This window comes from Plantibacter sp. Leaf314, from assembly GCF_001423185.1.
Classification (GTDB): Bacteria; Actinomycetota; Actinomycetes; order Actinomycetales; family Microbacteriaceae; genus Plantibacter.
On record NZ_LMOB01000002.1, the window covers coordinates 12,496 to 38,650 of the forward strand.

A 26,155-nucleotide genomic window follows, 5' to 3' on the forward strand; every position below is an offset into this window, starting at 1 on the left:
TGGACGACTGCACCGTCTCGTGGACCGTGCGGGCATCGGGGTCGCCTAGCGTCGCTCTGCGGTGGAGCGCGTGGACACGCGACGGCGGAGGGCGCGGAGCGTGATCGCCCGCGAAGAACCCTGTGCCTGGAAACGTGCCATGCCGAGAGCGTACTACGGCGACGAGGATGCGGACGAATCCGGACCGGACGCCGCGCGCTCCGCGATGAGCGCCGCCTGGACCCGGGACCGGGCATCCAGCTTCACGAGGATCCGCGACACGTGTGTGCGCGCCGTCGCCTCCGACAGGCTCAGCGCGGCGGCGATCCCCGCGTTGCTCAGTCCCGCTCGGAGCTGCGCGAGCACCTCCCGCTCCCGCGGTGTGAGGGCGGCCAGTCCCGGGTGGACGGTGACCGGACCGGTGACGACTGGAGGGCTCGATGCCGCCAGACGGTCGAGTACCCGGCGTGTGACCTCGGGAGCGAGGACCGCCTCCCCCGCATGGACACGACGGATGGCATCGACGAGGCCGGCGGCCGAGACCGTCTTGACGAGGAAGGCGTTCGCCCCGGCGGCGAGCGCGTCGTCGACGTAGCGGTCGATCGCGAAGGTCGTGAGCACGATGATCGCCGGCGGCGGGTCGACCGCGGCGAAGATGGCCGGGATCGCGTCGATGCCGGAGGCCCGCGGCATCTGCACGTCGAGGAGGACGACGTCCGGCCGGTAGCGGGTGGCCTGGGTGACGACGGACTCCCCGTCCACCGCCTCGGCGACCACCAGGATGTCGTCCGGCTCGGCGAGCAGGGCACCCAACCCGGCCCTGACGGCCGCGTGGTCGTCCGCGATCAGGACGGAGATCGTCATGTCGTCACCCCCGCGGTGACCCGGGCCGGCGGCGTTCGAAGCATCCCGGTCGGCACCGTCACCGACATCCGCCACTCGGCACCGTGAGGGCCCGCGGTGAGGTCCCCTCCCACCAGCCGCGCCCGCTCCGCCAGGCCGACGAGGCCGACGCCGCCGGAACCGACGAGGGCCGATGCGACCGGCGACGACGGCAGCGGATTGCTGAGCACGACCGAGAGTGCGCCCGGCGGCAGCGAGATCTCGACCCGCACCCGCGCGCCCGGCGCGTGCTTCGCGGCGTTCGTCAGCCCCTCGACGAGGGTCCGCAGTCCGACGATCGACGTCTGCGCCGGGACCTCGGCGAGCGCCGCGTCCCCCGGCATCCGGAGGTCGATCTCGACACCGCTGGCGCGGGCGACGTCGACCGCACGGGCGATCTGCTCGCCGGTGAGACGGTCGGGCGCCGATACCGGCACGTCTGCGGAGGGGTCCCCACGCAACACGTCGATCATCGTGCGCATGTCCGCCAAGGCTTCCAGACTGCCGGCTCGGACGAGTTCCACGGTGTGACGGAGGGTCGCCTCGTCGGCAGGCGTCCGTCGTTCCAGCGCCGCGGTCGACTGCATGGCGATCGCCGACAGGTGTCCGGCGATGACGTCGTGGAGTTCGCGGCTGAGTTCGAGCCGTTCCCGGGTGACGGCGTCCTGGCGGAGGGCGGTGGCGGCCTGCGCGATCGTGTCGGCACGCTCCCGTTGACGTTCCGCCTCGAGGCGCGGGTACCGCACCATCCTGCCGAACCAGATCGAACTGGCCAGGATCACGGGGACGGTGATGAGCGAACCCAACAGGACGCCTCCGTCCAGACGCGCGGCCGCGACGACGTCGTCGGTGAACCAGAAGACCGCGAAGACGCTGACCGCTGCGACCGCGATCGCCGTGCACACGAAGGCGGCGATGTCGACGAGGCGCGACCGTGAGTAGAGCGCGGCGGCGTAGGCGAGGTCTGACAGCACGACGAGGACCCCGACGCTGCTGCTGCCCGTCGACAGCGCTTCCGCGAGGGTGATCAGCGCCCCCAGCAGGAGCATGGTCAGCGGGCGGCGTCGCCGGAACACGTGCACGACCAGGACGGCGGCGAGGAAGACCAGCATCACCGGCGCCGTCGACGGGGTCGCCGCCATACTCCAGGGGATCTGGAATCCGATCAGCGCGAACAGGAGCCCGACGACGGCGCAGACGACGGTGACGACCGGTTCCCGGTGTCGACTCACCCATGAGCGAGGTCCTTCAAGCGCAGCCATGCGTCCATCAGACCAGTTCCCGGCGGCAGACGCGAGCGCCGGAGGGACGACGCGCCCGTACGCAGTTCCGCTGACGACGCCGGCGCAGGATCCGCAGCTCGGTCGATGTGGGGCAGCACGCCGCTGCGGGAGCATCGGGACATGGACAGCTTCACGGAACTCTTCGGGACCAGCCCGCTCATCTGGGCCATCCTCGGCGCGGAGGGCGCGTTCTGGATCCTCCTCTTCGGCGGCTTGGCGGTCCGCTACCTGCTGCGGCGGCGGCTGCTCAGTTCGATCATGCTGATCGGGGTGCCGCTCGTCGACCTCGTCCTCCTCGTCCTCACCGCGATCGATCTGGCCGGCGGCGAGGAACCGAACCTCACACACCTCCTGGCGACCATCTACCTGGGATTCACCGTGGCCTTCGGACACGCGCTCATCACGAAGACTGACGGCTGGTTCGCCCACCGGTTCGCCGGGGGCCCGGCACCGCAGGCGAAGCCGAAGTCCGGGCCCGCGTACGTTCGGGCCGCGTGGCTCGAATGGCGTCGGGTGCTGCTCGCCGTGAGCATCGCCATCGGCGGACTCCTCGCGATGCAGGCCATGGTGGGGTGGTCCGTGCCCTCCTCGTTCGCGGAGGCGAACGACGACGTCATCTGGGGCATGATCGTCAAGCTGCTCGCCATCACGGCGATCTGGCTCGTCGCAGGGCCGGTGTACGCGGTCCTGTTCCGGAGCGCCGCGGCACAGCCCGACACCACGGAGCGGGTATCCGATCCGATTCGGTCGCACTCAAGGCCCTAACGGGGGTGCGCTATCTCATATCTGAGATAGCATGACGCCATGGAAGATACGGCAACGTCTGAACGAACTGACCCCGCTGCGCCGCTCCGGCAGGTCGGAGCACTCATCCGTGGGGCACGACAGGGACGCAAACTCACCCAGGCCCAACTGGCTGAACGCGTCGGCACGAGCCAGAGCGCGATCAACCGGATCGAGCAGGGCAGCCAGAACATCAGCATCGACCTCCTGAGCCGGATCAGCACCGCGCTCGAGAGCGAGATCGTCAGTTTCGGCGAGCAGAAGAAGAACTCGCACCTCCGCGTCCAGGGCGGACGCAGACTCCACGGGAGCATCGAGGTCCGTTCGAGCAAGAACGCCTCGGTCGCCCTGCTCTGCGCGGCGCTCATGAACCGAGGCCGCACCACGCTCCACGGCATCGCCCGCATCGTCGAGGTCGACCGCATCATCGACGTCCTGCGCAGTCTCGGCGTCTCCGTCGTGTGGTCGCCCGACGGCCAGGACGTGGAGATCCACGTGCCCGACGACCTCTCGCTCGCGAGCATCGACGAGGACGCCGGACGACGCACCCGCAGCGTGCTCATGTTCCTCGGCCCGTTGCTCGGCCGATACGACACCTTCGCCCTGCCCTACGCCGGCGGCTGCGACCTCGGAACACGCACGGTCGAACCCCACCTCATCGCCCTGCGGCCCTTCGGCCTGTCCATCGAGGCCACGGCCGGGTGGTACCAGGCCACCGTCGCTCCCGATGTGCCCGAGGAACTGACCGTCGTGCTGACCGAACGCGGCGACACCGTCACCGAGAACGCGATCATGGCCGCCGCGGTCCGGGACGGGGTCACGACCATCCGCAACGCCAGCCCGAACTACATGGTGCAGGACCTCTGCTTCTACCTCGAGCTCCTCGGCATCACCATCGACGGCATCGGCAGCACGACCCTCCGGATCACGGGCCGCAGCGTCATCAACGAGGACGTGGACTACTGGCCGAGCGAGGACCCGGTGGAAGCGATGAGCCTGCTGACTGCAGGCATCGTCACCGATTCGGAGATCACCGTCACACGGGTCCCGATCGAGTTCATGGAGATCGAACTCGCGACGCTCGGCGAGATGGGCCTGCGTCACACCCGCTCCCCCGAGTACCCGGCGGCGAACGGTCGCACCCGGCTCGTGGACGTCACCGTGCACCCGTCCAAGCTGCACGCACCGATCGACAAGATCCACCCGATGCCGTTCCCCGGACTGAACATCGACAACCTGCCGTTCTTCGCCGTCATCGCCGCGTGCGCCGAGGGCGACACCCTCATCCACGATTGGGTCTACGAGGGTCGGGCGATCCACCTCACCGACCTCACGCGCCTCGGGGCGAACGTCCGCTTGCGCGACCCGCACCGCATCGACGTCTCCGGTCCGACGCACTGGTCCGGAGCCGAGGTGAGCTGCCCGCCGGCACTCCGACCCGCCGTCGTCATCCTGCTGGCCATGCTCGCGGCGAAGGGCACGAGTGTCCTGCGGAACGTCGACATCATCGCCCGTGGGTACGAGCAACTGCAGGAACGACTCATCACCCTCGGCGCCTCGATCGAGACGTTCCGCGACTGAGTCCCCTACGACGGACGCGGCCCCGCAGATCATCGATCCGCGGGGCCGCTTCGTCTGTCCTGGACCGACTCAGTCGCGGATGCTCGCGCCGAAGCGCTCCGCGGCCGCCGCCGCTCCGGCGAGCTTCGCGTCGCTCGCCTCCGCAGCCGTCAGCGTGCGATCCGACGCCCGGAAGCGCAAGGCGAAGGTGAGACTCTTGCTCCCGGCCGGCACCCCCGTGCCCCGGTAGTCGTCGACGAGGCGGATCTGTTCGAGCAGCGAACCGGCCCCGTTCCGCACGGTCTCGAGCACGGCACCTGCGGCGACCGTCTCGGGCACCAGCAGTGACAGATCCTGCGTCGCCGCCGGCAGCGTCCGGACGCCGACCGCCTCGGGCACCGCGTCGCCGAGGGCGATGATGCGGTCGAGGTCGAGTTCCGCGACGGCCACGACGCGGGGCAGGTTGGCCGCCTCGGCGACCTGCGGGTGCAGTTCACCCGCATATCCGACCAGCACGTCACCGACGTGCAGGGCCGCAGCACGACCGGGGTGCATCGCCTGGTGCGCGCCCTGGGACACCGTGATCTCGACACCGGTCGCGACGGCCACGGCCTGGACGGCCTCCAGCGCCTCGGCGATCCCGGCGGCGACCGCCGGCTGCCCCGGTTGCTTCGGCACACTGTTGCCGACGGCGAGGAAGCCGAGGTGACGCGGCTGTGCCGGGACGCCCGCTTCGAGTTCGTCGAGCTGCTCGTCCGATGGTCGGGCTGCACCCTCCGGCAACACCGACTGACCGAACGCGCCGTGCCGTGCAGGACGGAACACCGCCCCGAGCTCGAAGATCGCCAGGTCGGTCAGCCCACGCGACACGTTGCGGTGGGCGACGGTGAGGAGACCGGGCACCATGGACGCCCGGAGATACGGAGCTTTGGCGTCGAGGGGGTTCGCGAGCTTCACCGACGGGAGTTCCCCCGGCTGGGCGGTGCCGAAGCGGGCGTTCTCCTCGGCTGAGACGAACGGGTACGACAGGACCTCGGTGGCACCGCCGTAGGCGAGCGCGTCGGCGACGCCTCGGCGGAGTCGCTGCGAACGGGTGAGCCCGCGGCCCGGAGGGGCGACCGGGAGCACGGACGGGATGCGGTCGTAACCGAGGATACGAGCGACCTCCTCCGCGAGATCCTCCTTGCCGGTGATGTCGTGGCGCCAGCTGGGCGGAGTCACGAGGAGGCCGTCGTCGGTGGCGGCGACGACCGCTCCGATCTCCGCGAGGGCCGACCGGGTCTCGTCGGCGCCGAAATCGACCCCGACCAGTCCGTTGATGTACCCGTCGGGCAGCAGGATCGCCTCACGATCGACAGCGGCGGCGACGGTCGATCCGAGCGCGTCCGGGCGACCACCCGCGAGGTCGACGAGCAACTGCGCGACCCGGCCGGCTGCTGCGATCGCGACCTGTGGGTCGACGCCGCGTTCGAAGCGCTTGGACGCCTCGCTCGGCAGCTTGTGGCGACGGGCGCTCCTGGCGATGGACACCTGATCGAAGTTCGCCGCCTCGATGAGGACGTTCCGGGTCGCGTCGGTGATCTCCGTGTGGAGGCCGCCCATGACGCCCGCCAGACCGATCGGACCGGAGTCGTCGGTGATCAGGAGGTCCTCGTCGTGCAGCTTCCGTTCCTGACCGTCGAGGGTGACGAAGGTCTCCCCCGTCCGCGCACGTCTGACGACGATGCCGCCGGTGAGCGTGTCGAGGTCGTAGCCGTGGATCGGCTGGCCGAGCTCGAGCATGACGTAGTTCGTGATGTCGACGACGAGCGACACGGAGCGGATGCCCGCGAGCTTCAGTCTGGCGACCATCCAGGGCGGCGTCGGCCGGCTCGGGTCGACCTCGCGCACCACGCGCGTCACGAACACTGTCGAACCGACGCGGCCCCGGATCGGAGCCACGTCGTCGATGGTGACCGGGAACCCGTCGAGTTCGGTCGTGAAGGTGTCGGGCACACTGGACGCCGGATCGCGGAACGGAGCGCCCGTCGCGTGCGAGTACTCGCGGGCCACCCCACGGATGGAGAACGCGTAACCGCGGTCCGGCGTGACGTTCAATTCGACCGCCGCGTCGTCCAGACCGAGCAGCGCGATGGCGTCCGTACCGACGGGTGCCTCAACACCGATCGTCGAAAGCCGCAGGATGCCGTCGTGGTCCTCACCGAGGCCGAGCTCTCGGGCGGAGGCGATCATGCCGTCGGACACGTGACCGTAGGTCTTCCGCGCGGCGATCGGGAACGGGCCGGGGAGCACGGCTCCCGGCAGGGTGACGACGACCTGGTCGCCGACGAAGAAGTTGCCGGCGCCGCAGACGATGCCGCGTACGGCACCCTCGTCATCGCCCTCGGCGACACGCACCTGGCACCAGCGGATGGTCTTCCCGTTCGACTGGGGCTCCTCGACGAACTCGAGCACCTCGCCGACCACGATGGGGCCGGTCAGCTCGAAGACGTGGATGTCCTCCTCCTCGAGCCCGACACGGACGAGGGCCGCGTGGACGTCTTCGGGGGTGGTCCCCGGGGCGAGTTCGACGAACTCCCCGAGCCAGCTCAATGGAACACGCACGACTACACCACCATCCCGAACTGCTGGGAGAAGCGGACGTCGCCCTCCACCATCTCTCGCATGTCCTGCACACCGTCGCGGAGCATCAGCCCGCGCTCGACGCCCATCCCGAAGGCGAAGCCCGAATAGACGTCGGGGTCGATCCCCGCCGAGCGGAGCACGTTCGGGTTGATCATCCCGCACCCACCCCACTCGATCCAGCGCGGGCCGTCCTTGAAGGTCGGGTGCCAGAAGTCGAGCTCGGCGCTCGGCTCGGTGAAGGGGAAGTAGCTGGGGCGCAGTCGCACCTTCGCGTCGTCGCCGAAGACACTCTTCACGAAGTGGTCGAGGGTGCCGCGGAGATGCGCCATCGTGAGCCCCTTGTCGACGGCGAGGCCCTCGAACTGCATGAAGACGGGCGTGTGGGTGGCGTCGAGTTCATCCGTGCGGTACACCCGGCCCGGCGCCAGGACGTAGACCGGGAGCTCGCGCTCGAGCAGCGAGCGGACCTGGACCGGCGAGGTGTGGGTGCGCAGGACGAGGTGGGACTCGAGCGGCTCGACGAAGAAGGTGTCCTGCATGGCACGCGCCGGGTGGTCGGCGTCGAAGTTCAGGGCGTCGAAGTTGAACCACTCGCTCTCGACCTCCGGCCCCTCGGCGATCTCCCACCCCATGCCGACGAAGATGTCCGACACCCGGTCCTGCAGCAGGGTGAGCGGGTGCCTCGCGCCGACCGTGCGCCGCAGGGGCACCGCGGTGACGTCGATCGTCTCGGCCGCGAGGCGTGCCTCCGTCTCGGCGGCGAGGATCTCGTCCTCGCGAGCGCTCAACGCCTTGGCGACCCGACCACGCGCCTGGCCGACGAGCTTGCCGAGAGCGGCCTTCTGGTCGTTCGGCACACTGCGGAGCGAGCCGTTGAGGGTGGCGAGCGGTGAAGCCTCGCCGGCGTGGGCTGATCGGACCGCTTTGAGGGCGGCCGAGTCGGTGGCGGCGGCGATGGCTTCGAGAGCGGCATCGACCGCGGCGTTCACCGCTGGTTCGGAGATTGGGGATGCGTCGGACACGAGAGCCAAGTCTACCCAGGCGCCCGCCCCGCGGCGCGACCGGCTGCAACGCACCCAGTCGCCGCCGTCAGGGTGTGGGGCGTCCCGTCTGGTCCCCGAACTGCACGCCGATCAGCTGGGTCGTCGTCACCTCGGGAGCGGCCTGCTCCTTCGGCGTCCGAGGGGACCGACGCGTGCGTACCTCGACGATCTTCGCGACCCCGGACAGGATGAGGCAGAGCACGATGTAGATCGACCCCATGACGATGATGGACGGGATGATCGGACTGCCGTACAGCGCCTGCGACCCGAACTGCTTCGCCAGGTAGAGGAGCTCCTGGTAGGTGATGAGGAAGCCGAGCGCCGTGTCCTTCAACGCGACCACGAGCTGCGCGATGATGACGGGCAGCATCGCCCGGATCGCCTGTGGGAACAGGATCAGGCGGAGGACGGCGGACTTGCGCAGCCCGATCGCGTACGCGGCCTCGCCCTGCCCCTTCGGCAGCGACTCGATGCCCGCTCGGAAGATCTCGGAGAACACCGCGCCGTTGTACAGCGTCAGCGCGATGGCGACGGCGACGAACGGCGTCACGAAGGTGAACCCGAGGGGCGGCAGCCCGTAGTACATGAGCATCATGAGGATGAGGACCGGGACGGCCCGGAAGAACTCGATGAAGATCGTGAAGGGGACGCTGATGATCTTGTGGTCCGACAGCCGACCGATCGCCAGCACCAGTCCGAGGACGACGCTGCACACGGCGGCGACCGCGAAGGCGGACAGGGTCGCGCCCGTCGCTTGGAGGATCTGCTCCCACACGCGGGGGAAGGTGAAGAGCTTCCACTTCGAAGCGGTGAACTGCCCGGTCTCGATGAACCGGAAGACGATGAAGGCGAGGATGCCGGCGACGACGAGGACGGTCGCGACCCCGATCCACCGGTAGCGGACGACGGCCTTCGGGCCGGGGGTGTCGAACAGGACGGAGCTCATCGCGCGATCCTCCACTTCTTCTCGAAGGCCCGTTGGGCGAGGGACAGGAGCGACACGAGGGCGACGAAGATGAGCGCCACCCACAGCAGTCCGATGAGGAGCGGTTCACCGCGTTCGGACAGGTTCGCACGGATGGCACCGGCTTCGGCGACGGAGAAGCCCGCTGCGACGGTGGTGTTCTTCAGCAGGGCGATCAACACGCTGAACAGCGGCGGGAGCACCGCACGGAACGCCTGCGGGAGGATGACGAGTGTCATGGTCTGCCCGAACGGCAGGCCGATCGCACGAGCGGCCTCGGCCTGGCCGATCGGCACCGTGTTGACGCCCGATCGCAGGACCTCGGCGACGTAGGTCGCGGTGTAGAGGCTCAGTCCGATGATCGCGAGCGTGGTGTAGCTCACTTCCGGAAGCCCGAGTTTGGGGTAGCCGAAGGCGAAGAAGAAGAGGATGAGGGTGAGCGGGGTGTTGCGCACCGTGTTGACGTAGACGGTGCCGAACAGGCGCATGGCGGGCACCGGCGAGACCCGCATCGCACCGACGATGGTGCCGAGCACGAGCGCGAAGAACCCCGACACCACGAACAACAGCAGGGTGTTGCGGAAGCCGGTGACGAAGAGGTCGAGATTGTCGAGCAGGACGTTCATGTCGCGCACGCCTTTCGGGAGGGGGACGCCCGTGGCGGGCGCCTGGGCGGAGTCGACGGGACAGCTCCCCCGGACGGCCACTGGTGCGTGGCCGCCCGGGGCGCTGCTTAGTAGTCGTCGACCGCCGGCTGGGTCACCTTGGTGCCCGAGGCGCCGAGGGTGGCATCGTAGATCTTGGTCCAGGTGTCGCCGCCATCGGTGAACATCGTGTTGATGAAGTGGCGGAGCGCGTCGTCACCCTTCGGGAGACCGATGCCGTAGAGCTCGGTGCTGAACGGTTCGCCGACGACCTTGAGGGTGTCGGGGAACTGCGCCGCGTATCCGATGAGGATGGCCTGGTCGGTCGTGACCGCGTCGACCTTGCCGTCGTTCAGCGCCTCGACACACTGCGAGTAGGTGTCGAACTCCTCCGTCTTGGTGTCGGGGAAGTTGTCCTTGATGTTCTGGATGGGCGTGGAACCGGTCGCCGAGCAGACGGTCTTGCCTGCGAGGTCGTCCTCGCCCTTGATGTCGTCGTTGTCAGCGGCGACGAGCAGGCCCTGGCCGGTCTCGAAGTACGGGCCGGCGAAGTCGATCTGCTCCTTGCGCTTGTCGGTGATCGAGTAGGTCCCGACGTAGTAGTCGATGTCGCCGTTCACGATCGCGGACTCGCGGTTCGCGCTCGGGATCGCCTTGAACTCGATCTTGTCGGCGTCGAAGCCGAGCGATGCGGCGATCCATGTCGCCATCTCGACGTCGAAGCCGGAGCGTTCGCCGGTGGCCGCGTCGAGGTACCCGAGACCGGGCTGGTCCTCCTTCACGCCGATGCGGACCTTGTCGGCCTTCACCATCGCGTCGTAGGTGGGGCTGCCTTCGAGCTGGACGTCGGAGGCGACCTCGAAGAGGGCGCCGCCGTCGGACGCGCCGTCGGTCGATCCGGTGCCGGCGTCGCCGCCGCTGCACCCGCTGAGCGCGAGCGCTGCTGCAGCGACTCCCGCGGTGATGAACATGAGCCTCTTGCGCATGTTGTCCTTCCTTCCTTGGTGCCCGGGACGGGCCGATCGGTTGGTCAGTTCCGGGTCGCCGCGCGGGGAGCGCGATCCGGAGTCGGATGGGTCAGAGGGTGAGGAGCTTCGACAGGAAGTCCTTCGCGCGATCCGACTGCGGGTTCGTGAAGAACGACTCCGGGTCGGTGTCCTCGAGGATCTCCCCGTCGGCCATGAAGACCACACGGTCGGCGGCCTTCCTGGCGAAGCCCATCTCGTGGGTGACGACGATCATCGTCATGCCTTCGCTCGCGAGCTGCACCATGACGTCGAGCACCTCGTTGATCATCTCGGGGTCGAGCGCCGAGGTGGGCTCGTCGAAGAGCATGACCTTGGGCTTCATGGCGAGGGCTCGGGCGATGGCGACGCGCTGCTGCTGTCCGCCGGACAACTGCGCGGGCAGCTTGTCGGCCTGCACGCCGATACCGACGCGTTCGAGGAGCACCTTGGCCGCGTCGTCGGCGTCACGCTTCTTCTGCTTGCGCACCTTGATCGGTCCGAGCGTGACGTTCTCGCGGATGGTCTTGTGCGCGAACAGGTTGAAGGACTGGAAGACCATGCCGACGTCGGCCCGGAGCTCGGCGAGTTGCTTGCCCTCCTCGGGGAGGCGCTTGCCGTCGATCCGGATCTCCCCCGAGGTGATCGTCTCGAGTCGGTTGATGGTGCGGCACAGGGTCGACTTGCCGGAACCGGACGGTCCGATCACGACGACGACCTCACCCTTGTTGACGGTGAGGTTGATGCGCTTCAGGGCGTGGAAGTCGCCGTAGTGCTTCTCGACGTCCTCCATGACAACGAGCGGCTCGCCCCTGCCCGCCTGAATGGGATTACTGGTGGTCTCGTATGCTCCTGCGGCTCCGTGCGCTGACGCGGCTTCGGGTTCCGTCGGGCCGGAGTTCGGGGACGCTGTTGGCTCCATGTAACCCAAACTAGGTGACCGTGTGTTTCGTGCGCATGACGGAAGCGCTACGGTTACCGTTTCGTAACCTCGACGGCCGACGCCTCAGGCGCTCAGGCGTGCTGCGCGAACGCGCTCTCGAAGACGCACACCGATGCTGCCGTGGCCAGGTTCATGCTCTCCGCGCGGCCGTAGATCGGTACCGTAACCGCACGGTCGACCAGCGCCAGATGCTCGTCGGTGAGTCCTCTGGCCTCGTTGCCGAAGACCCAGGCGGTGGGCTGTGCGAGCACGCCCTCGGACCGCGCCACCAGCAGGTCCTCACCCTTGATGTCCGCCGCGAGCGTCTGCAGACCCGCGGCACGGGCCCGTTCCAGCACGGCGGGCAACTCGACACCGACGGCGACGGGCAGGTGGAACAGCGAACCGGTCGTGGACCGCACGACCTTGGGGTTGTACAGGTCGACGGTCCGTCCGCTGAGGACGACCGCGTCGGCTCCGGCGGCGTCGGCCGCGCGGATGATCGTCCCGAGGTTGCCCGGGTCGCGGACCTCCTCCAGGATGACGACGAGCTGCGGCTGCCCGGCGAAGATGTCCTTGATGGAGGTCGGGAACTGCTGCGCGACCGCAATGAAGCCCTGCGGCGTGACGGTGTCCGCCATCGACTCGAGGACCTGCTCCGTGACGAACTCGATCTCGAGGCCGGCGGCGGACGCGGCGGCGGCGATCTCGGTGTACCGCTCGAGCGCCGTCGGCGTGGCGTACAGCTCGAGGATCAGGTCGGGCCGGAATTGCAGGGCCTCAGACACCGCCTGTGGTCCTTCGAGGAGGAACAGGCCGGTCTCCTGTCTCGCCGGACGCTTGGCGAGCTTGGCGACGGATCGGACGCGCGGGGACCGCGGATTGTCAAGCACGCACCCATCCTAGGGCGCGGGCTCCGGACAGACGAAACGGCCCGATCCCCTGAGGGATCGGGCCGTTCGAACACGTCCGAGGACGAGCGCAGGGCTTCCGACTAGGCGGAGACCTTCGGCGCCGAGGTGTCGGCGGGCAGCGCGGCCTTGGCCGAGGCGACGAGCGCCGCGAACGTGGCGGGCTCGTGCACGGCGAGCTCGGCGAGCATGCGACGGTCGACCTCGATACCGGCGAGGCCGAGACCCTGGATGAAGCGGTTGTACGTCATGCCGTTGGCGCGCGACGCGGCGTTGATGCGCTGGATCCAGAGGCGACGGAAGTCACCCTTGCGCGCACGACGGTCACGGTACGAGTAGACGAGGGAGTGAGTGACCTGCTCCTTGGCCTTGCGGTACAGACGCGAACGCTGACCGCGGTAACCGGCGGCGCGCTCGAGGATGACGCGACGCTTCTTGTGAGCGTTGACCGCCCTTTTGACTCTTGCCATGTTCCTAGTTCCTTACGGGTAAACGGTCTAGCGACCGAGCAGCTTCTTCATGACCTTGGCGTCGGCGGGCGCCAGCACCTGGTCCTGGTTCAGGCGACGGGTGCGACGGCTGGACTTGCTCTCCAGGTTGTGTCGCATACCGGCCTGCTGCTTCATCAGCTTGCCGCTTCCGGTGACCTTGAATCGCTTCTTGGCCCCGGAGTGGGTCTTCTGCTTCGGCATGGGATTCCTCGTTTCTTATCGGTTCTCGTCGGTGGATGACTCCACCGGAGCAGCCTCGGAGGCTTCGTCGGCTTCAGCCGGACGTGCCTTCGATGCCGCACGTTGTGCGTTGGCTTCGGCCTTGGCCTCAGACTTGTTCTTGAGTGGCCCGACGACCATCACCATGTTGCGGCCGTCGACCATCGGGGTGGACTCGACGGTGCCCCACTCGGACACGTCCTCGGCGAACTTCTGGAGCAGGCGGACGCCCTGCTCTGGGCGGGACTGCTCGCGGCCGCGGAACTGGATCATGGCTTTCACCTTGTCGCCGGCCTTGAGGAAGCCCTCAGCGCGCTTGCGCTTGGTCTCGTAGTCGTGCTGATCGATCTTGAGGCGGAACCGGACCTCTTTGAGGATGGTGTTCGCCTGGTTGCGCCGGGCCTCTTTGGCCTTCTGCGCAGCCTCGTACTTGAACTTGCCGTAGTCCATGATCTTCGCGACGGGCGGCTTGGAGTTGGGTGCGACCTCGACGAGGTCGAGATCCGCTTCCTGCGCGAGGCGAAGGGCGACCTCGATTTTGACGACGCCGACCTGTTCTCCGCCGGGACCGACGAGTCGGACCTCCGGGACGCGGATACGGTCATTGGTACGGGGATCGCTGATGCGGAGCTCCTCTGACTGGGTGGGATGCCACACGGCAGGTCCGATACCTGCGACGCGACGAATTCGGTTCACCACACACCCGTACCCCCGAACGGTGTCCGTGAACACCGTGCCGGAAGGCACCACGCCCTTGCTACCCGAAGCCGTGAAGCGTCGGGCGGAGCGTGACAACCCGGTAACCTAATGAAGCGGTCAAGCGCGGGTGGGAGAATCTCCTCTTTCGTACCGAGACATGTCTCGGAGCACCGCACGAGTCTAACAGAGGATCCACGTGAACAACACCACCAGCCCCTACGACCACGACGACGAGTCGGGAGGAGCCGACCAGGCCACCCGCGACATCGCGGACGTCCCCGCCGTCGAGGTCATCACCACCGCCGCCGTGCACCTCATGAGCGCCGCAGCGGTCAAGTGCGGCCTCGCCGACGCCCCCGACGCCCAGACCGACCTCGACGAGGCTCGGAAGCTCATCAACGCCCTCGCCGGCCTCATCACCGCGGGAGCGCCGGAGATCAGCGACATGCACGCCCGTTCGCTGCGCGACGGCCTGCGTTCGCTGCAGCTCGCCTTCCGGGAGGCCTCGACCATCCAGGACCCCATCGGCAAGGGGCCCGGCGAGAAGTGGACCGGCCCGGTCACCTGATCCGGTTCCCGCCTCGCCGGCCGGAGGACGGTCGGCGAGCAGGACGGTCAGTCTGCGGGACGGAGTGAGACGGCGAGTGAATCCACCCGGGTGGCGATCGTCTCGTCGGCCGCCCACCGCTGGGCGAGACGGGCGAGCACCGCGTCGAGTTCCTGCTGGGTCAGGCCCTGTAGCAGTCCGAGTTCGACCACGAGCTCGGATCCGGCCAGCTTCGCGTCGGGATCTCCGGCACGCAGCCGCACGGTCACGACCGCGAGTTCCGGTTCGATCGACCGCTCGAACGCCTGCCGCACCGCGGCATCGCTGAAGCTGGGCGTCCACGGCTGTGACTGCGCGATCGCCCAGAGCGCCGGCCGACGGATGGCGAACTCCGTCGTCGACGTCGGATCGAGCACCACGACGTCGGTCTGCTCACTGGCCGCGGCCAGCGCGACCCGGACGCCATCGGCGGGGATCGGCCGGGCCGTGCCGTTCCAGGCTGACATGGCACCCACCGAGCTGAACACCGGGAGGACGGTCCGACCGTCAGGGCCGGTCACGGTCACGATCGACAGCTCCTGCGACTTTTCCACCAGCTGCCCCTGCTCGTTGCTCCCGGCTTCGCCGAGGTGCGCCACGAGCGGGATGAGCAGTCGTGAGTCCCGGAAGGCGTCGACGACCTCCGCCTCACCGACCTCGCCGGCGCGGAACCGCCGCAGGGACTCGATCAGGCGTTCCGGCGCGCTGCCGTCGTCGCCCGAGCTCGCGTTCTGCTGGAACCGTCGACCGGCCCAGGGCTGGCCTGCGGAATCGGCGCCACCCGGCGTCGGGTGGTGGTGACGGTCGGGCGCAGGACCGTCTTCAGCTGCCGGAGACATCCAGCGCCTCGGCCAGGGTGAAGGCACCGTTGTACAGCGCCTTGCCGATGATCGCCCCTTCGAGGCCGAACGGGACGAGCTCGCGCAGGGCGATCAGGTCGTCGAGGCTCGAGATCCCGCCGGAGGCCACGACCGGACGGTCGGTGCGGTCGATCACCTGTCGGAGCAGCTCGATGTTCGGGCCCTGCATCGTCCCGTCCTTGGTCACGTCGGTCACGACGTACCTGGCGCAACCCGCCTCCTCGAGGCGGTCGAGCACGGTCCAGAGGTCGCCGGCGTCCTGCGTCCAACCACGGGCCGCGAGGGTCGTCCCCCGGACGTCGAGACCGACGGCGATCGCCTCGCCGTACTGGGCGATCACACTCGCCGCCCATTCGGGGTTCTCGAGCGCCGCGGTACCGAGGTTCACGCGCTTGACGCCCGTCTCCAGCGCCTGCTCCAGGGAGGCGTCGTCGCGGATGCCACCGGAGAGTTCGATGTTCACCCCGCGCGCCTTCGAGATCACCTTCCGGATGATCGCACGGTTGTCGCCCCGGCCGAACGCCGCGTCGAGGTCGACGAGGTGGATCCACTCAGCGCCCTGACGGGCCCAGTCCAGAGCCGCATCGACGGGCTCCCCGTAGTTGGTCTCGGAGCCGGCCTCGCCGCGCGTCAGGCGGACGGCCTTCCCGTCCACGATGTCGATCGCCGGCAGCAGGGTGAGGCCGGCCGTCGTGTTGAACTCGTTCATGATCCACCGTCTCTTCGGAAGCTGCGAGCCCGTCGGGCGTCGGCGCACAGGATGCCTCGTGGCACAAACACCTGATCCTAGTCGGGCTACAGGGTGCCGAGCCAGTTAGACAGGAGGCGGATGCCGGCGGCGCCCGACTTCTCGGGGTGGAACTGCGTCGCCGACAGCGGACCGTTCTCGACGGCGGCCAGGAAGGGCGCCCCGTGGGTCGCCCAGGTCAGACGCGGCTCGGGGAACGGCGGCATGACCTCCAGGGTCCACGACTGAGCCGCGTAGGAGTGGACGAAGTAGAACCGCTCGTCGGCGAGGCCGTCGAAGAGGACCGAGCCGGCGTCGGGCGCGACCGTGTTCCAGCCCATGTGGGGCAGCACCGGTGCGGTGAGTTCGGTGACGGCGCCCGGCCACTCACCGAGCCCCTCGGCCTCGGAACCGCGCTCCACCCCGCGCTCGAACATGACCTGCATGCCCACGCAGATGCCGAGGACCGGTCGGCCTCCGGCGAGACGGCGGTCGATGACCTCGTCGCCGTGCGAGGAACGCAGTGCGCCGATGACCGCGTCGAAGGCGCCGACACCCGGAACGACGAGGCCGTCGGCGGCCTGGGCGGCCTTGCGGTCCCCCGTCAGGACGACGTCGGCGCCGGCGAGCTCGAGCGCCTTCACGGCGGAGTGGACGTTGCCGGAACCGTAGTCGAGGACGACCACCGAGGGGCGGGCCGTCACAGGGAGCCCTTCGTCGAGGGGATGCCCTGCACCAACGGGTCCAGGGCCTTCGCCTGGCGGAACGCACGCGCGAAGGCCTTGAACTCCGCCTCGGCGATGTGGTGCGGGTCGCGGCCGGCGAGCACGTTGACGTGCACCGTGAGACCGGCGTTGAAGGTGATCGCCTCGAAGACGTGGCGCACCATCGACCCGGTGAAGTGTCCGCCGATCAGGTGGAACTCGAACCCGGCCGGCTCGCCCCCGTGGACGAGGTACGGGCGGCCTGAGATGTCGACGACAGCCTGGACGAGCGCCTCGTCGAGCGGCACGAGTGCGTCCCCGTAGCGCGAGATCCCCGACTTGTCGCCGAGCGCCTGGCGGATCGCCTGCCCGAGGGCGATGCCGACGTCCTCGACCGTGTGGTGGACGTCGATGTCGACGTCGCCGGTCGCGCGCACGGTCAGGTCCGTCAGCGAGTGCTTCGCGAACGCCGTGAGCAGGTGGTTGTAGAACGGGACGGAGGTCTCGATGCTGCTGGTACCGGTGCCGTCGAGGTCCAGTTCCAGCTCGATGCTGGATTCGCTCGTCGAGCGCTGGATCCGGGCCGTTCGCTGCTGCGTGGTCATGCGTTCCAGTGTATCGACGGTGCGAGCGAAGCACGCCGTGTGTCGGACGACGGTGGTCGTCGCGTCATCCGGGAGCGGCCGTCCGGCACGACGCCTATCGTTGAGAGGTCATGACTTCCTCACTCAGCACCACGCCGGCCGCCGCTCTCGACCAGGCGGAGATCGCCGCGCTCCGGGAGCGGTTCCCGATCCTCGCCCGCGAGATGAACGGGCACCCGCTCGTGTACCTGGACTCAGGCGCCACCTCCCAGCGCCCGACCGAGGTCCTCGACGCCGAACGGCACTTCGCGACCCACGAGAACGCGGCGGTCCACCGAGGCGCCCATCTCCTGGCCGCGGAGGCGACCGAATCCTTCGAGGACGCCCGGGCGACCGTCGCCGGATTCATCGGTGCGGACGAGCGCGAACTCGTGTGGACGTCCGGTGCCACAGCGGCCCTCAACATCATCGCCGGGGCCATCGGGAACGCGAGCGCCGGACTCGGCGGCGCAGCGGCCGAGCAGTTCCGCCTCGGGCCCGGCGACGAGATCGTCGTCACGGAACTCGAACACCACGCGAACCTCATCCCCTGGCAGCAACTCGCCGCACGGACGGGCGCCACCCTCCGTCATCTGCCCGTCGACGACGACGGCGTCCTCTCCACGGACCACGCCGCCGCCGTCATCGGCGAACGCACGCGGATCCTCGCCTTCGCGCACGTGTCCAACGTGACCGGCGCGATCGCCCCCGTCGCGGAGCTCGTCGCCCTCGCCCAGCGCGTCGGCGCGCTCACGGTGCTCGACGCCTGCCAGTCGGTGCCGCACCTCCCGGTCGACGTCACGGCGCTCGGCGTCGACTTCCTGGTGTTCTCCGGCCACAAGATGCTGGGGCCGAACGGCATCGGAGCCCTCTGGGGCCGCCGTGCGTTGCTCGACGCGCTTCCCCCCTTCCTCACCGGCGGGTCGATGATCACGACCGTCACCCTCGAAGGTGCCGAGTTCCTGCCGGCGCCCCAGCGGTTCGAGGCCGGGACCCAGCCGGTCTCGCAGGCGATCGCACTCGCGAGCGCGGTCCGGTTCCTGCAGGACGTCGGCATGGACCGCATCCACGCCACCGAGGCCGCGTACGGCCGCCGGCTCGCGGCCGGACTCGCCGCCGTCCCCGGGGTCCGTCTGATCGGCCCTCCTCCGGGCTCTCCCCGTGCCGGTCTCGCGAGTTTCGAGGTCGCGGGTGTGCACGCGCACGACGTCGGGCAGTTCTTCGACGATCGCGGGATCGCCGTGCGCGTGGGGCACCACTGTGCCCAGCCGCTGCACCGCAGGCTCGGCCTGACGGCTTCGACGCGCGCCAGCAGCTACCTCTACACGCTCGAGTCCGAGATCGACGCGTTCCTGGAAGCCGCCGCACTCGTCGGTCCGTTCTTCGGAGTGAGCCGATGAGCGGTCTCGAGAGTCTGTACCAGGAGCTCATCCTCGACCACGCCCGACAGCGGCACGGGTTCGGGCTGCAGGACGCGCCCGCAGCCGAATCGCATCAGCTCAACCCCACCTGCGGCGACGAGGTGACCCTGCAGCTCCACCTCGAGTCCGACGGCAGCCTCCGGGCGATCGCCTGGGAAGGGCACGGCTGCTCGATCTCCCAGGCGTCCAGTTCCTGCCTGAGCGACCTCGCTCCCGGTCTCACCCCCGGCGAACTGCAGACGCTCATCGACGAGTTCCGCACGGTCATCCGCTCGCGCGGCACCCTGCAGTTCGACGAGGAACGCTTCGGCGACGCCGCGGCGTTCGGAGGCGTCTCGCGCTACATCGCCCGCGTCAAGTGCGCGATGCTACCCTGGGTCGCCGCCGAGGAGGCCGTCTCGCGGCTTCCGTGAGCGGAGCCGGCGCGCGGGACACCCGCACGCCGGTCGAGGGCACTACGCCGGACTGATGGCGGCCAGCGCCTCCAGGAACGCGGTCGTCTCCGCCTCCGTACCGGCGGTGACCCGCAGGTGGTTCGGGATGCCGACGTCGCGGATGAGGACGCCCCTCGCCAGCAGCGCCTCGAAGGCGGCGTGCGGGTCGGCGACACCGCCGAAGAGGACGAAGTTCGAGCCGCTCCGCTTCGGGTCGTAGCCGAGGCGCGTCAGTTCCACCACGAGGCGATCCCGCTGGGTGCGGATGTCGTCGACCATCGCCAGCATCTCGTCGGCGTGCCGCAGCGCGGCGGTTGCGGCGGCCTGCGTCAGCGCACTCAGGTGATACGGCAGCCGCACGAGTCGGAGCGCGTCCACGACGGCCGGGTCTGCGGCCAGGTAGCCGAGCCGGACACCCGCGAAGGCGAACGCCTTGCTCATCGTCCGCGACACGATGAGCCGGGGCCGACCCTCGAGCAGGCGCAGGGCGCTCGCCTCGTCATCGTGGGCGAACTCCGCGTACGCCTCGTCGACGACGACCATGCCGCGCGACGCCTCGTACACCGCGGCGACGGTCTCGAGCGAGAGCGGCGTGCCGGTCGGGTTGTTCGGCGAGCACAGGAACACGAGGTCGGGATCAGCCGCCTTCACCTGCCGGACGGCCGTCTCCGGTGAGAGTTCGAACTCCGGGTCGCGTTCCGCCGGGATCCACGTCGTGCCGACGCCCGCTGCGAGCAACGGGTACATCGAATACGTCGGGACGAATCCGAGCAGCGAACGACCCGGTCCGCCGAACGCCTGCAGGATATGCTGCAGGACCTCGTTCGAACCGTTGCCCGCCCAGATCTGCTCCGGCGCGACGCCGTGACCCAGATACCCGGCCAAGGCCTCCCTGAGGACCGTGAACTCGCGGTCCGGGTAGCGGTTGACGGTGAGGACGGCGGAGGCCAGGGAGGCGACGATGTCGTGCGCCACGGCCTCGGGGATGGGATGCGTGTTCTCGTTGACGTTCAGCGCCACGGGCACCTGCGCCTGGGGGGCCCCGTACGGGCGCTGTCCTCGGAGGTCGTCGCGGATGGGGAGGTCGTCGAGAGCAGTCACCCGACAATCGTAGCCAGTCGTACCCCGCCGTCGACGCGCTCAGGGCCACTCACGAGCAGCTCGCGCCTGCCTTACTCCGCTGCGTATCGCTGCGGGATGGCCAGACGCTGCCCGGGCTCGATGCCGGCGGTGCTCAGCTGGTTCAGGTTCATGATCTCCGCGATCACGTCGCGAGGGTCCGCATCCGGGGCGATGGACTCGGCGAGCTGCCAGAGCGACTCACCCGGGTCGACCGTGATGTAGCTGAACGTCGTACCCGCCGCTGCGGTGTTGGCTGCCGCGCCACCGGCTGACAAGCCGACGACCGCGACGCCGATCACGAGTGGGATGGCGGCGAGCGTGGTGAAGACGACCCGCCCGCGTCGCGTCAGACGGAGCCGACGCGCTGGCCGCGCGTCCGACGCCGGTGCCTGCGCGGTGCGCGTGGAAACCGTTGCGTGTGACCCGATCAGTGCTGCGCTCATGTCAACCCTCCAAGTGTGTGCTCATCGTGCGATGAGGACTCGTATCCGACCCTCGGCCGAGAGGGCCGGATACGAACCTGTGTTCCGAATATATCTTCGATTGTTCGAATACTCAACCCTGTGTTCGCACCTTCGCGCCGGGAAATCGACGACACGCTCGAACAGATGTTTGTCTGGTCGAGCTGGTGCGGATACAGTTTCGAGTGTTGGAAGCAGTACACCACCACCCACCGACATCGGTCACCGACAGCCGATCAGGGCAGGAGCGAAGATGGCAGCGAATACGGCGGGCGACGGCGCAAGGGAGCGTCAGGTCGGCGGCACTCGGCGGCGGAAGAGCCTCAGCGACAAGCAGCTGGCGATCCTCGACGTCATCCAGCGCTCTGTCTCGCAGCGGGGCTACCCGCCGAGCATGCGTGAGATCGGGGACGCCGTCGGGCTCGCCTCCCTCTCGAGCGTGACGCACCAACTCGGCCAGCTCGAACTGAGCGGGTACCTCCGGCGCGACCCCAACCGCCCCCGCGCCATCGAGGTCCTCATCGACCTCCCGAGCGCCGTGGAGGGCAGCGACCCCGACACTGCTCCCCCGGTCGGTGACGCGGCGATGGTGCCGCTCGTCGGGCGGATCGCGGCCGGCATCCCCATCACGGCCGAGCAGCAGGTCGAAGAGATCTTCCCCCTGCCACGCCAACTGGTCGGGAAGGGCAGTCTCTTCATGCTGAAGGTCGTCGGCGACTCCATGGTCGACGCCGCCATCTGCGACGGTGACTGGGTCGTCATCCGTGAACAGAAGACCGCGGAGAACGGTGAGATCGTCGCCGCCATGCTCGACGAGGAGGCGACGGTGAAGGTGTTCCGTCAGCGCGACGGTCACACCTGGCTCCTCCCCCGCAACTCGGCGTTCGAGCCCATCCTCGGCGACCACGCCGAGGTGCTGGGCAAGGTCGTCGCGGTACTCCGGACCGTCTGACGTCACCCCACTCGACGGACACGGGCCGGGACGATCAGACGGTCGCCCCGGCCCGTGTCCGTCTGTGCCGTGACGCTCGGTTCAGCGCTGCCGAACTCGGCCTGAGTGCGGCGCACAGTGAGGTGTTCCCAATCCCGCGCCCTGGTCCTACGCTGAACGCATGGACGCCGGCCCGAACGCTCGCGCCAGCCGGTCGTCCCGTCGCGTGGGCCTCCTGAGCGCGTCTTCGCTCCTCTGCCTCGCCATCCTGGCGGGATGCACGCCCGCACCCGACGGCACCTCGACGACGGCCGTTCCGACCGACGTCACCGTGCAGCTGGGTCAGAACCGCGATCAGTACGCCGGCCGTTCCGCGATCATCCGGATCGAGAACGGGAGCGAGGACGACCTCGTCATCGTCGGCCTGGAGGTCTCGGGGTCCGCCTTCACGGCGACCACCGACCGGGACCGGGCGTCGGCCGTGCCAGCGGGGCAGACGAAGGATCTGTCCGTCGAGCTTCCCCCGGCTGCCTGCGGCACGGCTGCCTCAGATCTTCGGGCCGATGTCACCCTGCACCTCGAGGACGGTGCTGTGATCGCGATCACGGCAGTGGCCGACCCCACCGCGGTCCTGCCCCGTCTGCACGGAGCCGAGTGCACCGTGGTGGGCGCCGAGCGCATCGCGGACGTCACCGCCGAGACCTCCGTGCGACTCGAGGGCTCCGGGCCGTCGACCGTCGCGGTCCTGACGATCAGCGTCACGCCCACCGGCCGGCGCGGACGCCTCGACCTGGTCGAGCTGCGGTCCACGGTGCTCCTCAAACCGGCACCCGACGCGTCGACGCCGACCGACGCTTCGGCGTGGCCGCTCGACCGCACCGTCGATGCGACCAGTGGTCCTCAGTCGATCGACGTCCGCATCGTTCCGACGCGATGCGACCCGCACGCCCTCGCGGAGGACAAGGTCGGGACACGCTTCCCGCTCGTGGTGCGCATCGACGGCGGACCGGAAGCGGTCATGACGCTTCCGTTGCCTGCAGCCACCGCGACCGCACTCAAGGACGCCGTCCGGATCCGCTGCGGCTGAATCCCAGCCGACACGGCGGACGGCCGGGCCTCAGGAGGTGACGGCCGGCGCCGGGAGGATCTCGGCGAACGGCGCGAGCGCGGCTGCGACCTCGGCACCGACGAGGGCGTGCACGATGGTCCCGCGCTCGTCGTAGTCCGTCGACAACACCTTGCCGCGTTCGTGCAGCAAGGTGACCAGGTCGCCTCGGTCGAACGGGACGAGCACGTTGACCTCGTTGCTCGGCGACGGGATCAGCGCCTCGATGCGCTCCATCAGTTCGTCGATCCCGACGCCCGTCCTCGCGGAGACGAACACGGCGTCCGGGACCAGACCGCGCAGGACGAGCAGCTGTCCGTCATCGACGAGGTCGGCCTTGTTGAACACGACCAGTTCCGGGATGTGGCGTGCGCCGACCTCACCGATCACGTCGCGGACGGTGGCGATCTGACCCGCGGGGTCGGGATGCGCGGCATCCACGACGTGCACGATGACGTCGCTGTCGGCGACCTCCTCGAGCGTCGACCGGAAGGCCTCGACCAGCTGGTGCGGCAGGTTGCGGACGAAGCCGACGGTGTCGGCGAGCGTGTACTCGCGCCCGTCGGCGGTCTCGTTGCGTCGGACGGTCGCGTCGAGCGTCGCGAACAGGGAGTTCTCGACGAGGACGCCGGCCTTCGTGATGCGGTTGAGCAGACTCGACTTCCCGGCGTTCGTGTACCCCGCGATCGCGACCGACGGCACGGTGTTGCGTCGTCGGTTCGCCCGCTTCGCCTCGCGCGCCGGCTTCATCGCGGTGATCGACTTGCGCAGCTTCGCCATGCGGGTGTGGATGCGCCGGCGGTCGAGCTCGATCTTCGTCTCACCCGGCCCCCTCGAGCCCATACCGGCGCCGGCACCACCGACCTGTCCACCGGCCTGACGGCTCATGGACTCACCCCAACCACGCAGGCGCGGGAGGAGGTACTCGAGTTGGGCCAGTTCGACCTGCGCCTTGCCCTCACGGCTCTTCGCGTGCTGGCTGAAGATGTCGAGGATGACGGCCGTGCGATCGATCACCTTGACGCCCACGGCGTCCTCGAGCGCTCGCCGCTGGCTCGGTGCGAGTTCGGTGTCGGCGATGACCGTGTCGGCGCCGAGCGCCTGCACGATCGCCTTCAGCTCCTGCGCCTTGCCGCGCCCGAGATAGGTGCTCGGGTCGGGGTGTGGCTTGCGCTGGAGCAATCCGTCGAGGACGACGGCCCCGGCGGTCTCGGCGAGAGCGGCGAGCTCGCGCAGCGAATTCTCCGCGTCGTGCAGCGCACCCTGCGGGTAGACACCGATGATCACGACATTCTCGAGGCGGAGCTGGCGGTACTCGACCTCCGTGACATCCTCGAGCTCCGTCGAGAGCCCCGCGACGCGACGGAGGGCCTGGCGGTCCTCGCGGTCGAACTGCTCGCCGTCGTCGGACGAGCCACCCGTGGTGTCCGAGGTCTGCAGCGCGGCGGCACCGCTGCCGAACAGGGTGTACCCGCTCGAGCGGGACGCGGCGCTCGTGAGCACCCGCGCCACCACGTCGTCGGGATCGGCCACCGAGACGTCGTCCGATCCGGCTCCTGGGTCGACATCGGCGTCGTCTGCGGGGTCGTGGGCTGCATCCATCGGTGGTCTACTCATCACGTTAACCCTACTTCCTCCTGGTCCGGTACCGTTCCTGTATGTCGAACGAGCACTACTTCACCGCCGAACCCGCGAGCGAGTTGCAGCTCAGACCGATCACCGCGAAGCTCGGCGGAGTCGACCGATCCCTGGTCTCGGCGAGCGGCATCTTCAGCCCCGGGCACCTCGACCAGGGCACGCTGGTGCTCCTCGCGAACACACCACCGCCCCCGGCGACCGGCGACCTCCTCGACATCGGATGCGGTTGGGGTCCGATCGCCCTGTCGCTCGCGCTCGCGTCACCGGAGGCGACCGTCTGGGCGGTCGACGTGAACCAGCGGGCGCTCCAGCTCACCCGCATCAACGCGGAGCGTCTCGGACTCGACAACATCCGCGCCGTCCTGCCGGAAGACGTGCCGGAAGACATCCGGTTCTCGACCGTCTGGTCCAACCCACCGATCCGGGTCGGCAAGGACGAACTCCACCGACTGCTCATGCACTGGCTTCCACGACTCCAGGACGACGGTGACGCGTGGCTCGTCGTCCAGAAGAACCTCGGTTCCGACTCCCTGCAGAAGTGGCTCCAGGAGGAGCTGCCGGCGTCGTTCCACGTGGGCCGAGCGGCGATGGCCAAGGGCTTCCGGGTGCTGCACGCCAGACGGCGCGAACACCGCTGAGCGGCGTCGTCAGGCGAGCGTGATCGTGCCCGAGTAGACGAGCGTCGCGGGGCCGGCCAGCACGACGTGCTCGCCGTCCTCGCGCTGCACCATGCGGACGCCGAGCACACCGCCCGGGACCTCCACCCGCCAATCGTCGGGCGCTGCTGAGCCGGCCCAGTGCCGGAAGGCGAGCGCCGCGGCCGCGGTCCCGGTGCCGCAGCTCAGTGTCTCGCCGCTGCCCCGCTCGTGCACGCGCATCCGGATCCGTGCCACGCCGTCGGCGATGAGCGGCTCTCCGGGGACCACCAGCTCGACGTTCGCACCCTGCGGCGGCGTGGGCTCGAGCTGGGGGACGTATTCCAGCTCCGCTCCATCGAGTTCCGCGGCGTCCGCCACCGCGACGACGATGTGCGGATTGCCGACGTCGATCCCGATGCCGGGTCGGGCGACGGGAAGCCCCTTCACCCGGACGAGCGTCTCCCGTTCGTCGAGGGACCAGCGGCCGAGGTCGACGGCGTACCCGAGCGGGTCGTACCCCATGGTCCGGACACCCGCGCGGGTGCCGATGGCGAGCTCCTCACCGCGGGCCAGGGTCACCAGACCGCGCTCGAGCAGGTAGTGCAGGAACACTCGGATCCCGTTGCCGCACATCTCGGCGACAGAGCCGTCCGCATTGTGGTAATCCATGAACCACTCCGCTGAGGGATCGGCTGCCAGCGCTGCTGCGCCGTCGTCGAGGTGCTCCGACCGCACTGCGCGGATCACGCCGTCGGCACCGATCCCGAAGTGTCGGTCGCAGAGCGCCGCGATCTGTTGCGGGTCGAGCGGCTCTCGGCCGTCGGGATCGGAGTACAGCACGAAGTCGTTGCCCGTACCGTGGCCCTTCGTGAAGGAGAGTGTCGACGCCATCCGAC

28 protein-coding genes are annotated in these 26,155 nt (G+C 69.1%); 8 read left to right on the plus strand and 20 right to left on the minus strand.

What is annotated here, in order from left to right:
* Window positions 1–153: 153 nt before the first annotated feature.
* Both ASF68_RS13320 and ASF68_RS13325 read right to left on the minus strand, forming a co-directional pair.
* On the minus strand, window positions 154–843 hold the full coding sequence (locus tag ASF68_RS13320; protein ID WP_056013352.1) for a response regulator transcription factor: 690 nt from the start codon (window positions 841–843) through the stop codon (window positions 154–156).
* Window positions 840–2,093, minus strand: a complete 1,254-nt coding sequence (locus tag ASF68_RS13325; protein WP_056012041.1) for a sensor histidine kinase — start codon at window positions 2,091–2,093, stop codon at window positions 840–842. The genes ASF68_RS13320 and ASF68_RS13325 overlap by 4 nt, the downstream gene beginning before the upstream one ends.
* 171 nt (window positions 2,094–2,264) lie before the next feature.
* Here ASF68_RS13325 and ASF68_RS13330 point away from each other — a divergent pair, with 171 nt between their 5' ends.
* The gene (locus ASF68_RS13330) at window positions 2,265–2,909 is read left to right on the plus strand and encodes a hypothetical protein (protein WP_056012044.1); all 645 of its coding nucleotides are present in this window, start codon (window positions 2,265–2,267) and stop codon (window positions 2,907–2,909) included.
* A gap of 39 nt (window positions 2,910–2,948) precedes the next feature.
* Entirely contained in the window at window positions 2,949–4,508 is a 1,560-nt protein-coding gene (locus tag ASF68_RS13335) for a UDP-N-acetylglucosamine 1-carboxyvinyltransferase (RefSeq protein WP_056012047.1), read from the plus strand.
* Between the two features lie 69 nt (window positions 4,509–4,577).
* On the opposite strand, the gene pheT is transcribed toward ASF68_RS13335, so the two are convergent.
* From pheT to infC, 10 genes are all read right to left on the minus strand, one after another.
* Complete coding sequence (gene pheT, locus ASF68_RS13340; protein WP_056012050.1) at window positions 4,578–7,091, minus strand: phenylalanine--tRNA ligase subunit beta; 2,514 nt, start codon at window positions 7,089–7,091, stop codon at window positions 4,578–4,580.
* Between the two features lie 2 nt (window positions 7,092–7,093).
* Complete coding sequence (pheS, locus tag ASF68_RS13345; protein WP_056012053.1) at window positions 7,094–8,134, minus strand: phenylalanine--tRNA ligase subunit alpha; 1,041 nt, start codon at window positions 8,132–8,134, stop codon at window positions 7,094–7,096.
* Window positions 8,135–8,201: 67 nt separating this feature from the next.
* Window positions 8,202–9,101, minus strand: a complete 900-nt coding sequence (locus tag ASF68_RS13350) for an amino acid ABC transporter permease (protein WP_056013355.1) — start codon at window positions 9,099–9,101, stop codon at window positions 8,202–8,204.
* On the minus strand, window positions 9,098–9,745 hold the full coding sequence (locus ASF68_RS13355; protein ID WP_056013357.1) for an amino acid ABC transporter permease: 648 nt from the start codon (window positions 9,743–9,745) through the stop codon (window positions 9,098–9,100). Before ASF68_RS13355 ends, ASF68_RS13350 begins: the two co-directional genes overlap by 4 nt.
* A 107-nt stretch (window positions 9,746–9,852) precedes the next feature.
* Complete coding sequence (locus tag ASF68_RS13360) at window positions 9,853–10,749, minus strand: glutamate ABC transporter substrate-binding protein (RefSeq protein WP_056012056.1); 897 nt, start codon at window positions 10,747–10,749, stop codon at window positions 9,853–9,855.
* Between the two features lie 91 nt (window positions 10,750–10,840).
* On the minus strand, window positions 10,841–11,560 hold the full coding sequence (locus ASF68_RS13365) for an amino acid ABC transporter ATP-binding protein (protein WP_056012059.1): 720 nt from the start codon (window positions 11,558–11,560) through the stop codon (window positions 10,841–10,843).
* A gap of 221 nt (window positions 11,561–11,781) precedes the next feature.
* Window positions 11,782–12,582: an RNA methyltransferase gene (locus ASF68_RS13370; RefSeq protein ID WP_056012062.1), complete on the minus strand. Its 801-nt coding sequence runs from the start codon at window positions 12,580–12,582 to the stop codon at window positions 11,782–11,784.
* A gap of 101 nt (window positions 12,583–12,683) precedes the next feature.
* Window positions 12,684–13,070: a 50S ribosomal protein L20 gene (gene rplT, locus ASF68_RS13375; RefSeq protein WP_056012066.1), complete on the minus strand. Its 387-nt coding sequence runs from the start codon at window positions 13,068–13,070 to the stop codon at window positions 12,684–12,686.
* 27 nt (window positions 13,071–13,097) lie between these two features.
* Window positions 13,098–13,292 (minus strand): 50S ribosomal protein L35, encoded by a 195-nt coding sequence (gene rpmI / locus ASF68_RS13380; protein WP_056012069.1) that lies wholly within the window; start codon window positions 13,290–13,292, stop codon window positions 13,098–13,100.
* A gap of 15 nt (window positions 13,293–13,307) precedes the next feature.
* Complete coding sequence (infC, locus tag ASF68_RS13385) at window positions 13,308–13,967, minus strand: translation initiation factor IF-3 (RefSeq protein ID WP_082456168.1); 660 nt, start codon at window positions 13,965–13,967, stop codon at window positions 13,308–13,310.
* A 238-nt stretch (window positions 13,968–14,205) separates the two neighbouring features.
* On the opposite strand from infC, the gene ASF68_RS13390 reads away from it, so the two are divergent.
* Window positions 14,206–14,577, plus strand: coding sequence for a DUF1844 domain-containing protein (locus tag ASF68_RS13390; RefSeq protein WP_056012072.1), 372 nt, complete (start codon window positions 14,206–14,208; stop codon window positions 14,575–14,577).
* A 47-nt stretch (window positions 14,578–14,624) separates the two neighbouring features.
* Here ASF68_RS13390 and ASF68_RS13395 read toward each other — a convergent pair whose 3' ends face one another.
* From ASF68_RS13395 to hisB, 4 genes are all read right to left on the minus strand, one after another.
* Window positions 14,625–15,434: an SseB family protein gene (locus tag ASF68_RS13395; RefSeq protein WP_056012075.1), complete on the minus strand. Its 810-nt coding sequence runs from the start codon at window positions 15,432–15,434 to the stop codon at window positions 14,625–14,627.
* Window positions 15,418–16,164, minus strand: a complete 747-nt coding sequence (gene priA, locus ASF68_RS13400) for a bifunctional 1-(5-phosphoribosyl)-5-((5-phosphoribosylamino)methylideneamino)imidazole-4-carboxamide isomerase/phosphoribosylanthranilate isomerase PriA (RefSeq protein ID WP_056012077.1) — start codon at window positions 16,162–16,164, stop codon at window positions 15,418–15,420. Before priA ends, ASF68_RS13395 begins: the two co-directional genes overlap by 17 nt.
* A gap of 86 nt (window positions 16,165–16,250) precedes the next feature.
* Window positions 16,251–16,886 carry an imidazole glycerol phosphate synthase subunit HisH gene (hisH, locus tag ASF68_RS13405; RefSeq protein ID WP_056012079.1) on the minus strand — a complete coding sequence of 212 codons (636 nt, stop codon included), beginning with the start codon at window positions 16,884–16,886 and terminating at the stop codon, window positions 16,251–16,253.
* Entirely contained in the window at window positions 16,883–17,491 is a 609-nt protein-coding gene (gene hisB, locus ASF68_RS13410) for an imidazoleglycerol-phosphate dehydratase HisB (protein ID WP_056012082.1), read from the minus strand. Before hisB ends, hisH begins: the two co-directional genes overlap by 4 nt.
* Window positions 17,492–17,601: 110 nt before the next feature.
* Between hisB and ASF68_RS13415 the strand changes: the two genes are divergently transcribed.
* Window positions 17,602–18,909: a SufS family cysteine desulfurase gene (locus ASF68_RS13415; RefSeq protein WP_056012085.1), complete on the plus strand. Its 1,308-nt coding sequence runs from the start codon at window positions 17,602–17,604 to the stop codon at window positions 18,907–18,909.
* On the plus strand, window positions 18,906–19,343 hold the full coding sequence (gene sufU / locus ASF68_RS13420; RefSeq protein WP_056012088.1) for a Fe-S cluster assembly sulfur transfer protein SufU: 438 nt from the start codon (window positions 18,906–18,908) through the stop codon (window positions 19,341–19,343). The genes ASF68_RS13415 and sufU overlap by 4 nt, the downstream gene beginning before the upstream one ends.
* A 42-nt stretch (window positions 19,344–19,385) precedes the next feature.
* On the opposite strand, the gene ASF68_RS13425 is transcribed toward sufU, so the two are convergent.
* Both ASF68_RS13425 and ASF68_RS13430 read right to left on the minus strand, forming a co-directional pair.
* Window positions 19,386–20,465 (minus strand): histidinol-phosphate transaminase, encoded by a 1,080-nt coding sequence (locus tag ASF68_RS13425; protein ID WP_056012090.1) that lies wholly within the window; start codon window positions 20,463–20,465, stop codon window positions 19,386–19,388.
* 71 nt (window positions 20,466–20,536) lie between these two features.
* On the minus strand, window positions 20,537–20,929 hold the full coding sequence (locus ASF68_RS13430) for a LysM peptidoglycan-binding domain-containing protein (RefSeq protein WP_082498682.1): 393 nt from the start codon (window positions 20,927–20,929) through the stop codon (window positions 20,537–20,539).
* A gap of 271 nt (window positions 20,930–21,200) precedes the next feature.
* On the opposite strand from ASF68_RS13430, the gene lexA reads away from it, so the two are divergent.
* A complete protein-coding gene (gene lexA, locus ASF68_RS13435) occupies window positions 21,201–21,899 on the plus strand; it encodes a transcriptional repressor LexA (protein ID WP_056012094.1) in 699 nt (232 codons plus the stop codon).
* Window positions 21,900–22,059: 160 nt separating this feature from the next.
* Complete coding sequence (locus tag ASF68_RS13440) at window positions 22,060–22,965, plus strand: hypothetical protein (protein WP_056012097.1); 906 nt, start codon at window positions 22,060–22,062, stop codon at window positions 22,963–22,965.
* Between the two features lie 30 nt (window positions 22,966–22,995).
* Here the strand turns inward: ASF68_RS13440 and hflX are convergent, their stop codons facing one another.
* Window positions 22,996–24,600: a GTPase HflX gene (hflX, locus tag ASF68_RS13445; RefSeq protein ID WP_235526828.1), complete on the minus strand. Its 1,605-nt coding sequence runs from the start codon at window positions 24,598–24,600 to the stop codon at window positions 22,996–22,998.
* 41 nt (window positions 24,601–24,641) lie between these two features.
* Here hflX and ASF68_RS13450 point away from each other — a divergent pair, with 41 nt between their 5' ends.
* On the plus strand, window positions 24,642–25,259 hold the full coding sequence (locus ASF68_RS13450) for a class I SAM-dependent methyltransferase (RefSeq protein WP_056012102.1): 618 nt from the start codon (window positions 24,642–24,644) through the stop codon (window positions 25,257–25,259).
* Between the two features lie 9 nt (window positions 25,260–25,268).
* Here the strand turns inward: ASF68_RS13450 and dapF are convergent, their stop codons facing one another.
* Window positions 25,269–26,150 carry a diaminopimelate epimerase gene (gene dapF, locus ASF68_RS13455; protein ID WP_056012105.1) on the minus strand — a complete coding sequence of 294 codons (882 nt, stop codon included), beginning with the start codon at window positions 26,148–26,150 and terminating at the stop codon, window positions 25,269–25,271.
* Window positions 26,151–26,155 lie beyond the last annotated feature (5 nt).

What these genes read in the sequence shown, in the direction of transcription:
- ASF68_RS13320 (WP_056013352.1), bottom strand. Translation starts at nt 843, where the DNA reads ATGACGATCTCCGTCCTGATCGCGGACGACCACGCGGCCGTCAGGGCC.
- ASF68_RS13330 (WP_056012044.1), top strand. Translation starts at nt 2,265, where the DNA reads ATGGACAGCTTCACGGAACTCTTCGGGACCAGCCCGCTCATCTGGGCC.
- ASF68_RS13335 (WP_056012047.1), top strand. Translation starts at nt 2,949, where the DNA reads ATGGAAGATACGGCAACGTCTGAACGAACTGACCCCGCTGCGCCGCTC.
- ASF68_RS13350 (WP_056013355.1), bottom strand. Translation starts at nt 9,101, where the DNA reads ATGAGCTCCGTCCTGTTCGACACCCCCGGCCCGAAGGCCGTCGTCCGC.
- ASF68_RS13355 (WP_056013357.1), bottom strand. Translation starts at nt 9,745, where the DNA reads ATGAACGTCCTGCTCGACAATCTCGACCTCTTCGTCACCGGCTTCCGC.
- ASF68_RS13360 (WP_056012056.1), bottom strand. Translation starts at nt 10,749, where the DNA reads ATGCGCAAGAGGCTCATGTTCATCACCGCGGGAGTCGCTGCAGCAGCG.
- ASF68_RS13365 (WP_056012059.1), bottom strand. Translation starts at nt 11,560, where the DNA reads ATGGAGGACGTCGAGAAGCACTACGGCGACTTCCACGCCCTGAAGCGC.
- rplT (WP_056012066.1), bottom strand. Translation starts at nt 13,070, where the DNA reads ATGGCAAGAGTCAAAAGGGCGGTCAACGCTCACAAGAAGCGTCGCGTC.
- rpmI (WP_056012069.1), bottom strand. Translation starts at nt 13,292, where the DNA reads ATGCCGAAGCAGAAGACCCACTCCGGGGCCAAGAAGCGATTCAAGGTC.
- ASF68_RS13395 (WP_056012075.1), bottom strand. Translation starts at nt 15,434, where the DNA reads ATGTCTCCGGCAGCTGAAGACGGTCCTGCGCCCGACCGTCACCACCAC.
- priA (WP_056012077.1), bottom strand. Translation starts at nt 16,164, where the DNA reads ATGAACGAGTTCAACACGACGGCCGGCCTCACCCTGCTGCCGGCGATC.
- hisB (WP_056012082.1), bottom strand. Translation starts at nt 17,491, where the DNA reads ATGACCACGCAGCAGCGAACGGCCCGGATCCAGCGCTCGACGAGCGAA.
- ASF68_RS13415 (WP_056012085.1), top strand. Translation starts at nt 17,602, where the DNA reads ATGACTTCCTCACTCAGCACCACGCCGGCCGCCGCTCTCGACCAGGCG.
- sufU (WP_056012088.1), top strand. Translation starts at nt 18,906, where the DNA reads ATGAGCGGTCTCGAGAGTCTGTACCAGGAGCTCATCCTCGACCACGCC.
- ASF68_RS13430 (WP_082498682.1), bottom strand. Translation starts at nt 20,929, where the DNA reads ATGAGCGCAGCACTGATCGGGTCACACGCAACGGTTTCCACGCGCACC.
- lexA (WP_056012094.1), top strand. Translation starts at nt 21,201, where the DNA reads ATGGCAGCGAATACGGCGGGCGACGGCGCAAGGGAGCGTCAGGTCGGC.
- ASF68_RS13440 (WP_056012097.1), top strand. Translation starts at nt 22,060, where the DNA reads ATGGACGCCGGCCCGAACGCTCGCGCCAGCCGGTCGTCCCGTCGCGTG.
- hflX (WP_235526828.1), bottom strand. Translation starts at nt 24,600, where the DNA reads ATGAGTAGACCACCGATGGATGCAGCCCACGACCCCGCAGACGACGCC.
- ASF68_RS13450 (WP_056012102.1), top strand. Translation starts at nt 24,642, where the DNA reads ATGTCGAACGAGCACTACTTCACCGCCGAACCCGCGAGCGAGTTGCAG.
- dapF (WP_056012105.1), bottom strand. Translation starts at nt 26,150, where the DNA reads ATGGCGTCGACACTCTCCTTCACGAAGGGCCACGGTACGGGCAACGAC.